This window comes from Janthinobacterium sp. GW821-FHT03C08 (assembly GCF_059420905.1).
Genome location: NZ_JBWKUP010000003.1, coordinates 379,305 through 391,535, shown reverse-complemented (window position 1 = coordinate 391,535; position 12,231 = coordinate 379,305). Strand labels below are relative to the sequence as shown.

The window sequence follows — 12,231 nt, the reverse complement described above, 5'->3', positions numbered from 1 at the left end:
CTGCGTCGAAACCCTTGTTTCATCGAACACTCCTTCTCTGTAGCGAAAAAGTGTCAACTTATTCCAGGATGGGTCACGGACAAGAAAAAAGGCGCCAGAGGCGCCTTTCGGAAGGAGGACGGGACACGTTCAACCGCCCGCCACCACCATGCTCTCGATGAGGATGGACCCGGTCTGCTTGGTGCCACGGCGCAACACGTCGGCGCCGACGGCAACGATGTTGCGCAGCATGTCCTTCATGTTGCCGGCGATGGTGATTTCTTCCACCGGATACTGGATCACGCCGTTTTCCACCCAGAAACCGGAGGCGCCGCGCGAATAGTCGCCCGTCACATAGTTGGTGCCCTGCCCCATCAGTTCCGTCACCAGCAAGCCCGTGCCCAGCTTTTTCAGCATGGCGACAAAATCGTCGGTGGCGGCCGTCTGCGTCGACGTCAGGTACAGATTGTGCGAACCGCCCGCATTGCCCGTCGTCTGCATGCCCAGCTTGCGGGCCGTATAAGTCGACAGGAAATAACCTTGCACCACGCCATCTTTCACCACGTCGCGGCTGACGGTTTTCACGCCTTCCTCATCGAACGGCGCCGAACCGACGCCGCCGATCACGTGCGGGTCTTCGAAGATCTGCACGTGCGACGGCAGCACCTGCGTGCCCAGGGAGTCCAGCAGGAAAGTGGACTTGCGGTACAGGGCGCCGCCCGAGGTCGCTTGCACATAGGTCCCCAGCAAGCCGGCCGCCAGCGGCGCCTCGAACAGCACGGGACAGGTACGCGTGCCGAGTTTACGCGCATTCAGGCGCGACAGGGCGCGCTCGGCGGCGTAGCGGCCGATGGCTTCCGGGCTCGACATCTTGGAGGCGTCGCGCACGGAGGAATACCAGTCGTCGCGCTGCATCTTCGCCCCCTTGCCGGCGATGGGCGCCACGGACAGGGTGTGGCGCGAAAAAGGATAGCCGCCGATGAAGCCGCGCGAATTGGCGGAAACAAAATGCGATTGCTGCACGTGTACGCCCGCCCCTTCGCTATTCGTGATGCGCGGATCGACGGCAAAGGCGGCCGCTTCGGCCCGCTGGGCCAGCGCGACGGCTTCCTCGGCGGAAATGCGCCACGGATAATACAATTGCAAGTCGCGGGGGGCCATTTCCAGCATCTCCGCGTCGGCCAGCCCCGCACAGTCGTCCTCGGCCGTGAAGCGGGCGATGTTGTAGGCAGCATCCACCGTGGCGCGCAGGGCGGCGAGGGAAAAATCGGAGGTGCTGGCATTGCCGCGTTTCTTGCCGACAAACACCGTCACGCCCATGCCCTTGTCCTTGTTTTGCTCGATCGTCTCGATCTTGCCTTTTCGTACAGAAACGGACAGGCCGCCGCCTTCGCTGACTTCAACGGCGGCATCGGTGCCGCCCGCGTCCCGCGCAAAAGACAACACATCACGGACCAGTTGCTGCAATTGCTCTTGACTATGGGTAAATACGGAGTCGTTCATGCGCTGTTTTCTTCGGAAAGCCGCTAAAAAGGTTATCATAGCAGTCGTTTACAGTTTACAGGAGCGGTCCACAAGTCCTCTCCCGCCTTATATATCATGCCAAATCCAAACCGGGGAGCTTGCGGCTTCCAATCGTCCGAATTCGAACAGGAATATGAACGTCCGTCGAAATCGGAACTCAAGCGCCAGATGACCGTCCTGCAAAAGCTGGGCGAAGAACTCGTCAATGAAGCACGCGACCGCGTCAAGCGCGTCCCGATGCCGGAAGACGTGCGCGACGCCATCCTCGAATGCCAGCTGATCAAGGATCACGAAGGCCGCCGCCGCCAGCTGCAATACGTGGGCAAGAAAATGCGCACCCTGGACGAGGAAGAAGTTGCCGCCATCCAACGCACCATCGATAGCTGGAAAGGCTTGTCGAAAGCCGACACGGCCGCCATGCACGCCATGGAACGCCGCCGCGACAAGCTGCTGGCGGACGACAAGGCCCTGACCGTCCTGCTGTCGGAAAACCCGGAACTGGACGTGCAGCACCTGCGCACCCTGATCCGCAATGCCCGCAAGGAACAGGCCGAGAACAAGCCGCCGAAAGCCTACCGCGAAATCTTCCAGATCCTGAAACAGATCGCCAAGAAACAGAACGGCGGCAAGGATGAGGCGGATGAAGACGGCGTCGAGCCGGAAGACGACGAGTAAGCAACTGGGGGCAGGCCCGGCGGGTCTGCCCCCGAAAGCAGCTAAAAACCGGGATCATCCCGGTTTTTTTACGACATAGACAGGTGCCCCATGACCACACTCGAAGACGAATTGATTATCGGCCTCGTGTCGATCTCGGACCGCGCCAGCGGCGGCGTGTATGAAGACCAGGGCATCCCGGCCCTGGAAAGCTGGCTGGCTGCCGCCATCCGCACGCCCTTCCGCCTGGAAAAACGGCTGATCCCGGACGAGCGCTCGCAGATTGAAAATACCCTGATCGACATGGTCGACCTGAACCATTGCCACCTGATCCTGACGACGGGCGGCACGGGTCCGGCGCGGCGCGACGTGACGCCGGACGCCACGCTCAGCGTGGGAAGCAAGGAAATGCCCGGTTTCGGCGAACAGATGCGCCAGATCAGCCTGCAATTCGTGCCGACGGCGATCCTGTCGCGCCAGGTGGCCGTGATCCGCGAAACGCCCGAGCGCGCCGCCCTGATCATGAACCTGCCGGGCCAGCCCAAGGCCATCAAGGAAACCCTGGAAGGCTTGAAGGATGTTAATGGAAATCAATTGGTAAACGGCATCTTTGCCGCCGTGCCATATTGCATCGACCTCATCGGTGGCCCCTACATGGAAACCGACCCGGCCATCTGCAAGGCCTTCCGTCCCAAATCGGCGCTGCGTCCGGCGCAACCTTTACCTGAGGAAAATACATGAGCACCTTGCTGGAAACCATAGAACTCGACAGCGCACCGAATCCCACCGTTTCCATCATCTGGATGCACGGCCTGGGCGCCGACGGCAACGACTTCGTGCCGCTGGTCAAAGAACTCGACTTGCGCGGCTGCCCCGCCATCCGCTTCATTTTCCCCAGCGCCGGCACCATGCCCGTCACCATCAACAACGGCTATGTGATGCGCGCCTGGTACGACATCCTCGTAAGCGACCTCGTGCGCCGCGAAGATGAAAGCGGCCTGCGCGCCTCGCAGGCGCAGATCGAAGCGCTGATCGCGCGCGAAAAGGCGCGCGGCATTCCCGCCAGCCGCATCATCCTGGCCGGTTTCTCGCAAGGCTGCGCCATGACCCTGCAGACGGGCTTGCGCCATCCCGAGCCGCTGGCTGGCCTGATGTGCCTGTCCGGCTACCTGCCGCTGGCCGACAAGACGGCCGCCGAGCGTACGCCTGCCAGCCTGCAGACGCCGATCTTCATGGCGCACGGCACGGCCGACCCCGTGGTGCAGATCGCCCGCGCGCAGCAATCGCGCGACTTGCTCACCGGCATGGGTTACCAGGTGGAATGGCACGAATACATGATGCAGCATTCGTTGTGCCAGGAAGAAATCGATGCCATCGGCGCCTGGCTGAAAAAAGTATTGGCTTAAAATAAAACAGGCGCGGTGTGCGCCGCGCCTGTTGTTGTACGGAACGCCGGGAGCTTAGTTGCTCGCCGGCGTTTTTTCATTCCATATTTTCAACATGTCGGCCGACGCTTCCGAGCGGATGCCGTTGTCCGTCAGCACCGATTCCGTCGCCGCCAGCATCTCCTTGCGGGGCACGACGACCATTTCCGCGTCGCGTTGCTGGAAGCGGAAGGTCAGCAAGTCATCCTTCTGGTCGCGCAGCAAGGCCACCAGGTGCGCCAGGCTGCGCACGCGCACGCCATTGACGGAATCGACGACGGAGAAGAAACGGGTGCTGTAGCCATTCATCAGCTTGTGCGGGAAGAACGGCGCGGCGATCACCACCAGTTCCTCGCGCTCGGCATCGGGCGCATCGCCGCGGCGCGTCGCCAGCGGGTTGCCGGCAAAACTCATGCCCGCCAACATGCCCGCATTGCTGTTCGGCCCTGCCATGAATTCCGTGGTGGCGCGCGAAAACACCATCGGCCCAAAGATGAAATACGAGGGATAGTTGCCCTGCAAGCTAGGAATGAGCATGGGGTGCGATGCCGACACGGGCACGCTGATTTTCAGAGGCGTGCCCTGGCGCACCACCGTCAGCGGCAGCAGGCCGTTTTTCGCCAGTTGCTGCACGCGGTACTGGAAGCGTACGCGGCTGTTGGCATTCAGCTTGACCATGCCCTGGTTATCGATGGGAAACTCGCCGATCTGCGTGATGACGTCCCACTCCTTGAGGGGGTAGGCGGCATCCTGGCTGGCCGGCGTCATCACGACGGCGCCCTCGACGCCCTTGGCCAGCTTCAAATAGGTGCGCAGGGCGGGATTTTCCAGCGTCTGCGTCACGTCCAGTATGGCCGGCTTGCCCTTGGGCGCGCCACTTTCCTGATCGCGCAGGAACAGCTCGATTTCCTCGTTGGGGATGATGTAGCCGATATTTTGCGCATTGAGCATGCCGGCGAAGGCCAGGCCGATCATCTTGTCGCCGGCAATCACGGGGCCGCCGCTATTGCCCGGATTGATGGCCGCGTCGATCTGGATGCGCAGGCCGGAAACGGGGAAGTTGTAGCGCACGAATTCGATGCGCGAGACGATGCCCTTGGTGATCGACAGCGAAGTGCCGCCCGTCGGATAACCGTAGGCCAGCACGGCATCGCGCACGTCCGGCAGGACGTTGGCCCGCGGCACCGGCTTGTGGCTGGCAAAAAAGCTGTCGTCGTCGACCTTCAGCAAGGCCAGGTCCATGCCGCGCGAAATGGCCAGCACCGTGGCGGGAATCTTGTCGCCCGAGCCATTCGCCTGGATCTGCACCTGGCTGGCATAGCCGACCACGTGCGCGTTGGTGAGGATGCGGCGGCCTTCGATGACGACGCCGGAACCCGTCACTTCCTGCGGCTGGGCCTTGCTCCAGGGCTTGTAGGGATCAGGCCCGCGCAGGGTGGAAAATACCTTGACGACGGAATTTTCCAGCGCGGAGGCGCTGGCCGTGGCGCTGGTCTCGGCGGCAAGCGCGCGCACCGTCATCAACGGGCAAAAAGAAAGGGCCAGCGCCAGGAAGGCGCGGCCCATCAGGGTGAAGCACGGACGAGTTTTCATTGAGCAATTTAGCAATGGAAGGGAAGCAAAATTATATATTGAATAATTGCAACTTCATTACATTTTGTCCATCTTCGTCCGAAGAACTCCTCTAATCAGACAGGCAGCGGCGGCACGCCCAGGGCGGGCACGGCCGTCTGCGCGCCGTTCATCACCATGGCCAGGAAAGTGTAGTAGCCATTGATGCCCATCAAGTCCACCACGCCCTGCTCGCCGAACAGCGCCAGCGCCCGCGCATAGGTGGCATCGCTGACCCGCTTGTTCTGCTGCAGTTCGATGCAGAAGTCATGCACGGCTTGCTCGTCGTCTTGCAGAGCCAGCGGCGCGCGCCGCTGCGCGATGGCGTCCACGGCCGCTTGCGCGATGCCGTTCTGCACGGCCAGCGGCGCGTGGATGGCCCACTCGACCTGCTGGTCCCACTGGCGCGCCGTCACGAGGATGGCCAATTCCGACAGGCGCGTGCCGATGGCGCTGCGGTAACGCAAGTATTCTCCCATGCGCTGCGCCGTTTCCATCAGCTCGGGGCTGCGGATCAGGGGCACGAAGGGGCCATACAGGGCCCCGCGCGGGCCGTCGATGATGGCTTGCGCAGCGGCGCGCTGCTGGACGTCGAGCTGGTCCAGGGGCAGCGGCGGCAAACGGTCGATGTCGCTACCGGCCATCAGGCGGTCCAGGCGACGACGTCCTGCTGCTGCTCGCCCAGGCCGGCGATGCCCAGGCGCAGGCTGTCGCCTTTTTTGAGGAAGCGCTGCGGCTTGCGGCCCTGGCCCACGCCCGGCGGCGTGCCCGTGGCGATGACGTCGCCCGGTTCCAGGGTCATGAATTGCGACAGGTAGCTGACGATTTGCGCGACGGTAAAAATCATGGTTTGCGTATTGCCAGTCTGCATGCGCTTGCCGTTGACTTCCAGGTACAGGTCCAGGTCTTGCTCATCGATGACTTCATCGCGCGTCACCAGCCACGGACCCACGGGGCCGAAGGTGTCGCAGCCCTTGCCCTTATCCCACTGGCCGCCCCGCTCCAGCTGGAACGAGCGCTCGGAAATATCGTTGACGACGCAATAGCCGGCCACGTATTTCAGCGCATCGTCTTCGCTCACGTACTGTGCGCGCGTGCCGATGACGACGCCCAGTTCCACTTCCCAGTCCGTCTTTTTCGAGCCTTTCGGCAGCACGACATTGTCGTCGGGACCGTTCAGGCAGCTGATCGCCTTCATGAAGACGATGGGTTCGGACGGGATCGGCATGCCCGCCTCGGCCGCGTGGTCCGCGTAATTGAGGCCGATGCCGATGAACTTGCCGACCTTGGCCAGCGGCACGCCGAAGCGGGGATTGCCGCGCACCAGGGGCAGCGTCTTTTCGTCGAGCTTGGCCAGCTTGCGCAAGGCCTTGTCGGACAGTTGCGCGCCGTCAATATCGGCAATCACGCCGGACAGGTCGCGCAATTTGCCTTCTTCATCGATCAGGCCCGGTTTTTCCTTGCCTGGACGTCCATAACGAACGAGTTTCATAGTCTTCCTTGGAGTTGATCATTGCCGCTGTGCAGGCTGCCATTTTACCGGATGGTCTGGCGCACCTGCAGGGGGCCATGAAAAACACGGGAATCAGGCCATGCCTGCGCAGGGAGACGGCATGTCGCGCCCTCAGGGCACGGGCTTGCCGCCGGCCACGCCCAAGGGGGCCACGCGCGCAAAGGCCACCTCGCTGGCGCGGCTTTCCGTGACCGTGAATCCCTTGCAGTCCTGCGCTGCCAGGCACTGGAACGTCACCAGGCCGAATGGCCAGGGGCCAACGAAGCTCTGCTTGCCGAATGGCGCCAGCGCGATGTCGCCGCGCGCATAGCCCAGCACCACGCTGCCATCCCTGGCCGTGACGGTGTAGAGCGCATGCAATTCGTCGCTGTAGTATTCCCCCAGCAAAGGCTGCAGCTCCTGCGCGGACAGCCGGGCGGGCGCAAGGCGCCTGGCCCGCACGGCCCGCGCGTTACGCAGCCAGGTGCCGCCGCCGATGACGCCGTCCGCATCGGGCGCATCGAAACGGAAGCTGGCGTTGCTCAACTTGACGAAAAACTCGCGCTCGCCGGCCGGGTAGAACTGCATCTTGTCGTCGCCCGCCGTCCAGCCGAACAGATGGTCTTGTTCCCTGACAAAGGTGATCGCCGAACCGTTTTCCAGCGCGTAGGTGCCCAGCAGGGCATCCATTCGGGCGGGCGCGAGCGGCACCTGCACGCCGTCCGAATAAGTGGGCAAAGGTTTCGGCAAGGGTTCCAGCTGGCCATCGAGATAGATGTCGGCGATGCGCTGGCCCAGCCGGCTGGCTTGCACATCGGCACCGTTCGCGGCGACGATGACCGTCAGCCGTTGCTGGGGAAAGTGGGCCAGATAGCTGCGAAAGCCGGCATCGGCGCCGCTGTGATCGATGCTTGTCAAGCCGCGGTACGTGCCGACCTCGACGCCGCCGCCATAGCCGGTAGGCTTGCCATCGTTGAAGACAGCCGATGTTTGCATCTGCGCAAGCAAGGCAGGGCCACCGACCCGGCCATCGTCGAAATTGTTTGCCCACAGCACCAGGTCATCGGCCGTCGTCAACACGCTGGTGGGGCCGACCGTGGAATACGACAGGGCAACACCGGCATAGCCGCCCGCCGGCGCCGGCTGGTAAGACTGCGCGCGGCGCGCCACCAGGGTGGCATATTGCTCACGGAAAACGGTATGCCGCATGCCGAGGGGCTCGAAGATGCGTTCCCGCGCAAACTCGGCCAGCGGCTTGCCGGACACCTTCCGGACGATGGCCGCCAGCAGCGTGTAGCCGGTATTGTTGTAGGCGAAATCGCTGCCGGGCGCGAAATTGAGGGCGCGCTGGCGGCGCACGAGGCGCATCACATCGTCGTCCGTGATGACGTCGTCCATGCGCCAGCCCGCCATCACCAGCAGATTCCACTGGTCGCGCAAGCCGCTCGTGTGGCTCAGCAGGTGTCGGATGCGTATCGTCTGGCCGAAGTCCGGCAGTTCGGGCACATACTTGCGCACGTCATCGTCGAGTGACAGCTTGCCCTCCTGCGCGAGCAGCAGGATCGCGAAGGCGGTGAACTGCTTCGACAGCGAAGCGACGTGGATGGGGGTCAACGACGTCATCGCGCGTCCCTGTTCGATGTCGGCCATGCCGACATTGCCCCGGTAGACGACGCGGCCATCCTGCACCACCAGCACCGCGGCGCCCGGGGAATCGGGCCGGTCCCATCTGGCAAACAGGGCGTCGACCAACTGCCCCCGGGCGGCATCCTGGCTAGCCGACGGCACTGCGGGACTGGCCCAGGCGGACGGCGGCAGCGCCAGCAAAGGAAAAACGAACGCAAGATATGGGAGTAACTTCATGTCGATAATTTCTCTACGGAAATGATTGATAGCGGGGATTGTATAATATTTAATTATCAAAAAATACAAAATATTGATGCACCAGCGAAAGATTGATGCCGCGGGCGGCAATCGGCGGATGGCAGGCGACGGCGCGGGCGAAGCCGGCCTGCCAGCAAGGGTGCGCAGGGGGCAACTGCAATGGCAGGGCAGGATGGTTCCTTGCCCGGTGACGGGCACGGCGGCCAGCGTGGCTAGTCGTCCTTGGCCTTGAGCATGGCCGCCGTACCGGCCCGCAGCGCGCCCGAAGTGCGCGCACGCTGGCGCATGAAATACATCGCCGGGCCCGGCAATTGCAGCGCCACCAGCACGCCGAACGCCGCCTGGTAAGCCTGGGCGGGGTACTGCTGGTGGCTGTTCAGGGGCCAGCAGCCGAGGACCAGTCCGAAACCGGCCTGCACCAGGAAGGCTCCCGTAAAAATGAGCAGGTTCAGGCAGGTGGCCGCCCTGCCCGTCAAACTGGCCGGCATGCTTTGCGCGACGATTGCATACTCGAGTCCCGTGACCGTGCCCAGCAGGGTGAACAGGACGGAGAGCAGGGGCAGGCTGGGCACGGCATTGCACGCCATGGCCACTTGCGCGCCGACAAACAGGACGATGCCGGTGGCGGCAACCTGCATGGTGTCGATGCCGCGCCGGCCCGCCCATTCCGTCAGCATGCCCATGCCGATGGCGCCAAAGATGACGGCAGCCATGCCCAGGTACAACAGATACGCCACGTTATCCTCGGACAGGCCGCCCACGTCGGCCAGCCAGCGCCCTATCCACAAGCCTTGCACGCCAAAAAACACCGTGTGCGGCAACAGGATCAGCGCGATGGTGCGGCGAAATTGCGCGTCGGCATATACGCTCCAGACGCTGGCCTTGCTGGCGGCCGCGGTCGGGACAGGCATGGCGGGCGACAGCAGGCGGATCAGCAAACCGATGGCCAGCGCCGCCAGCGCCAGCCCCAGGAAGACGCCGCGCCAGTCCGTGTAGTGCAGTGCCAGCTTGACGGGCATGGTGGCCGTGGCCGCGCCCAGGCCGCCGACGGCAATCAGGTAGCCGTGCACGGAAGGCAGGCGCGACGGCGCGATGGCGCACGAAATCGCTTTCACGGCGGCCATGAAACAGCCGCCCAACCCCGCCCCCATGAGGGCGCGCGCCCATATCAGCTCGGCAAAACTGTGGCCCCGGCTGAACAGCCACACGCCCAGTGCCGCCAGCGCCATCAGCCAGGCTTGCACGGCGCGGGGGCCGTAGCGGTCCAGCGCCATGCCGACCGGCAATTGCACCAGCGCAAAGGCAAGAAAGAAGGCACTGGTCAGCAGTCCCAGCTGGGCTGGCGTCAGGGGCACGGCGCCCAGCAGTTCGGCCGTCAGCACGGCATTGACGCCGCGCAAGAGACAAGACAGGTAGTGCCCCAGCGCAAACGGCAGGAAGACCAGGCAAAACACGGCCACGCCGGAGCGGGCTGGCGCGCCGGCGGCGTGCATGTTCAGGCCGCCTGCGCCAGGCGGATGACCTTGTGCGGCAGCTGCGGTACAGGCTCATCCGTCTCGAAGAAAAATTTATCGTGGCCAAACGCCGGCTGCAGATGGTCCATCCACGTCGCTTCCGCATCGAACTTCGCATAGAACGGCCGGCGCACCCAGTCCGGGTTACGCGCCTGCAAGAATTGCAGGGCAAACAGTTTCTCGCCATTGATGGTGACGATGCCATCGATGACGATCTTGCCGGGAAAAGCGCTCATGGACGGCCCCCGCACCGTGCGCGACAGGCCGGACACCATCTGGTAGGCGGCCTGGAAAATCTCGTGCGCCTTTGCCAGCGGCAACTCGAAATAACCGCGCGGCCCCGTGTCGCGCTCGACGAACATGTAGTACGGAATCGCCCCCAGGCGCGTGCCCGTCTGCCACAGCTCGGCCCAGCTTTTCGGGTCTTCATTGATGTGGCGGATCAGCGGCCCCTGCATGCGCAGGGTGGCGCCCGTGGAGACGATGCGCTTGACGGCTTGCTGCGCGATGTCCTGGCGCAACTCGACGGCGTGGCTGTAATGGCCCATCACGGCCAGGTTCTTGCCCGCCTTGACGATGCGCTCGAACAGGCGCAGCAAGTCGTCCGCGTCGCGGTCCGAGACGAAGCGCTGCGGCCAGTACGCCACCGACTTGGTGCCGATGCGGATGTTCTGGATGTGTTCCAGGCCCGGCTCCAGCAGCGGCTCCAGGTAGGCAGCCAGCTGCCGCGTGTTCATGATCATCGGATCGCCGCCCGTGATCAGCACGTCGGTCACTTCCGGATGCAGTTTCAGGTAGGCGGCCAGTTCATGCGATTCGCGCGCATCGAATTTCATGTCGTCCATGCCGACGAACTGGGGCCAGCGGAAACAGAAGGTGCAATAGGCGTGGCAAGTCTGTCCCGCGCTGGGGAAAAACAGCACCGTCTGCGCATATTTGTGCTGCAAGCCACGCACGGGGGCATCGTTGACGCGGGGCACGTTATGCGTCATCTGCCCGGCGGGATGGGGATTCATGCCCAGGCGCAAGCCATGCACATAGGCATCGATGGCGGCCTTGTCCTGTTTGACCAGCACCAGGTCGCGCAAGTGCGCGTACTGCTCCGGCGGCAGCATGTCGCGGTGGGGAAAGACGAGGCGGTAGATGGGATCGTCCGGAATGTTGTTCCAGTCGATCAGCTGATCGAGCACATATTCGTTGGTGCGAAATGGCAACACATGCGACACCACTTGCACGGCTTCGCGCTGCTCTTCCGGCAGCCAGGCCCACTGCCGCGCCTGCTGAATGGTTTGCCGCGTATACGGCTTGAATTTGGATGGGAACGGCTCGGTAATGAGTGCGGACACGGTCGGCTCCTTGCCAGTAAATGACGATAACTTCCACGAAATCAGCCCAACATCAGACTATCTCGCCCTGTTTGAGTGCACGCCACGTCACGCGGCATGCTGCGAAAGTCATCATAGTTCTTGCCGCAAGGAACCAAATTGCCACACATCAACAAGCGCTGCGATATGCCGCAAGCTGCCTTCAAGCAACACCTTAGTTTGTTCCATCGCAACTTGATGCCAGCCACACCGACGTAAATTACGACTTGGCAACACATCCCTCGATCTCAAAGGAGTTTTCATGAAACGCTTATTCACGGGTAGCCTGCTGTGCCTGGCATTTGCCAGCGCCAGCGTCAGTGCCGCGGTCGAACCGACGGAAAAAGACGCCATCGCCATGGCCGAACGGGGCGCCGCCTTCATGAAGGCGCATGGCAAGGAAGAAATGATGAAAAAGATCACGGCGAAAGATCCCGATTTCGTGCAGGGTTCGCTGTATGTGGACATGCGCGACATCAAGACGGGCATCGTGCTGGCCCATCCCATCAATCCGTCCATCGTCGGCAAGGACCTGACGGACGTGCCGGATGCGAATGGCAAGAAATACCGCCGTGAAATCATCGAACTGGCGCAAAAACAGGGCAAGGGCTGGGTCGACTACCAGTACAAGAATCCCACCAGCGGCAAGATCGAGCCCAAGACCACGTACATTTTGCGCGTCAACGACGTGGTGCTGGAAGCGGGCATCTACAAGAAATAAGCCCTCCCGGCGCCGTGCGGGCGCGGCAGCTGGCCGCTGCGGCGCCCCCGGCGTGTACAGTCCC

Annotated in this window: 11 protein-coding genes; 4 read left to right on the top strand and 7 right to left on the bottom strand. The window is 62.9% G+C overall.

Features of this window, described 5'->3' with window-relative positions:
* Positions 1-129: 129 nt before the first annotated feature.
* Positions 130-1,482, bottom strand: coding sequence for a metalloprotease PmbA (gene pmbA / locus AC07VL_RS06235; protein WP_494805064.1), 1,353 nt, complete (start codon positions 1,480-1,482; stop codon positions 130-132).
* 96 nt (positions 1,483-1,578) lie between these two features.
* Here pmbA and yjgA point away from each other — a divergent pair, with 96 nt between their 5' ends.
* From yjgA to AC07VL_RS06220, 3 genes are all read left to right on the top strand, one after another.
* Positions 1,579-2,178, top strand: a complete 600-nt coding sequence (gene yjgA / locus AC07VL_RS06230) for a ribosome biogenesis factor YjgA (protein WP_290603151.1) — start codon at positions 1,579-1,581, stop codon at positions 2,176-2,178.
* 90 nt (positions 2,179-2,268) lie between these two features.
* Positions 2,269-2,898 (top strand): molybdopterin adenylyltransferase, encoded by a 630-nt coding sequence (mog, locus tag AC07VL_RS06225; protein ID WP_494805063.1) that lies wholly within the window; start codon positions 2,269-2,271, stop codon positions 2,896-2,898.
* A complete protein-coding gene (locus tag AC07VL_RS06220) occupies positions 2,895-3,563 on the top strand; it encodes an alpha/beta hydrolase (protein ID WP_494805062.1) in 669 nt (222 codons plus the stop codon). Before mog ends, AC07VL_RS06220 begins: the two co-directional genes overlap by 4 nt.
* Positions 3,564-3,617: 54 nt before the next feature.
* Here the strand turns inward: AC07VL_RS06220 and AC07VL_RS06215 are convergent, their stop codons facing one another.
* The 6 genes from AC07VL_RS06215 to AC07VL_RS06190 form a co-directional block, all read right to left on the bottom strand.
* Positions 3,618-5,174: a S1C family serine protease gene (locus tag AC07VL_RS06215; protein ID WP_494805061.1), complete on the bottom strand. Its 1,557-nt coding sequence runs from the start codon at positions 5,172-5,174 to the stop codon at positions 3,618-3,620.
* A 95-nt stretch (positions 5,175-5,269) separates the two neighbouring features.
* Positions 5,270-5,836, bottom strand: coding sequence for a carboxymuconolactone decarboxylase family protein (locus tag AC07VL_RS06210; protein ID WP_494805060.1), 567 nt, complete (start codon positions 5,834-5,836; stop codon positions 5,270-5,272).
* Positions 5,836-6,684 (bottom strand): fumarylacetoacetate hydrolase family protein, encoded by an 849-nt coding sequence (locus tag AC07VL_RS06205; protein WP_494805059.1) that lies wholly within the window; start codon positions 6,682-6,684, stop codon positions 5,836-5,838. The genes AC07VL_RS06210 and AC07VL_RS06205 overlap by 1 nt, the downstream gene beginning before the upstream one ends.
* 132 nt (positions 6,685-6,816) lie before the next feature.
* Entirely contained in the window at positions 6,817-8,547 is a 1,731-nt protein-coding gene (locus AC07VL_RS06200; protein ID WP_494805058.1) for a serine hydrolase domain-containing protein, read from the bottom strand.
* A 233-nt stretch (positions 8,548-8,780) separates the two neighbouring features.
* Positions 8,781-10,061, bottom strand: a complete 1,281-nt coding sequence (locus tag AC07VL_RS06195) for an MFS transporter (RefSeq protein ID WP_494805057.1) — start codon at positions 10,059-10,061, stop codon at positions 8,781-8,783.
* A 2-nt stretch (positions 10,062-10,063) separates the two neighbouring features.
* Positions 10,064-11,428 carry a KamA family radical SAM protein gene (locus AC07VL_RS06190; protein ID WP_494805056.1) on the bottom strand — a complete coding sequence of 455 codons (1,365 nt, stop codon included), beginning with the start codon at positions 11,426-11,428 and terminating at the stop codon, positions 10,064-10,066.
* A gap of 280 nt (positions 11,429-11,708) precedes the next feature.
* Here AC07VL_RS06190 and AC07VL_RS06185 point away from each other — a divergent pair, with 280 nt between their 5' ends.
* A complete protein-coding gene (locus tag AC07VL_RS06185; RefSeq protein ID WP_290603160.1) occupies positions 11,709-12,167 on the top strand; it encodes a cache domain-containing protein in 459 nt (152 codons plus the stop codon).
* The last annotated feature ends 64 nt before the right edge of the window (positions 12,168-12,231 follow it).

Excerpts from the sequence above, each read along its gene's own strand:
- pmbA (WP_494805064.1), bottom strand. The coding sequence starts at position 1,482 with ATGAACGACTCCGTATTTACCCATAGTCAAGAGCAATTGCAGCAACTG.
- yjgA (WP_290603151.1), top strand. The coding sequence starts at position 1,579 with ATGCCAAATCCAAACCGGGGAGCTTGCGGCTTCCAATCGTCCGAATTC.
- mog (WP_494805063.1), top strand. The coding sequence starts at position 2,269 with ATGACCACACTCGAAGACGAATTGATTATCGGCCTCGTGTCGATCTCG.
- AC07VL_RS06220 (WP_494805062.1), top strand. The coding sequence starts at position 2,895 with ATGAGCACCTTGCTGGAAACCATAGAACTCGACAGCGCACCGAATCCC.
- AC07VL_RS06215 (WP_494805061.1), bottom strand. The coding sequence starts at position 5,174 with ATGAAAACTCGTCCGTGCTTCACCCTGATGGGCCGCGCCTTCCTGGCG.
- AC07VL_RS06210 (WP_494805060.1), bottom strand. The coding sequence starts at position 5,836 with ATGGCCGGTAGCGACATCGACCGTTTGCCGCCGCTGCCCCTGGACCAG.
- AC07VL_RS06205 (WP_494805059.1), bottom strand. The coding sequence starts at position 6,684 with ATGAAACTCGTTCGTTATGGACGTCCAGGCAAGGAAAAACCGGGCCTG.
- AC07VL_RS06200 (WP_494805058.1), bottom strand. The coding sequence starts at position 8,547 with ATGAAGTTACTCCCATATCTTGCGTTCGTTTTTCCTTTGCTGGCGCTG.
- AC07VL_RS06195 (WP_494805057.1), bottom strand. The coding sequence starts at position 10,061 with ATGCACGCCGCCGGCGCGCCAGCCCGCTCCGGCGTGGCCGTGTTTTGC.
- AC07VL_RS06185 (WP_290603160.1), top strand. The coding sequence starts at position 11,709 with ATGAAACGCTTATTCACGGGTAGCCTGCTGTGCCTGGCATTTGCCAGC.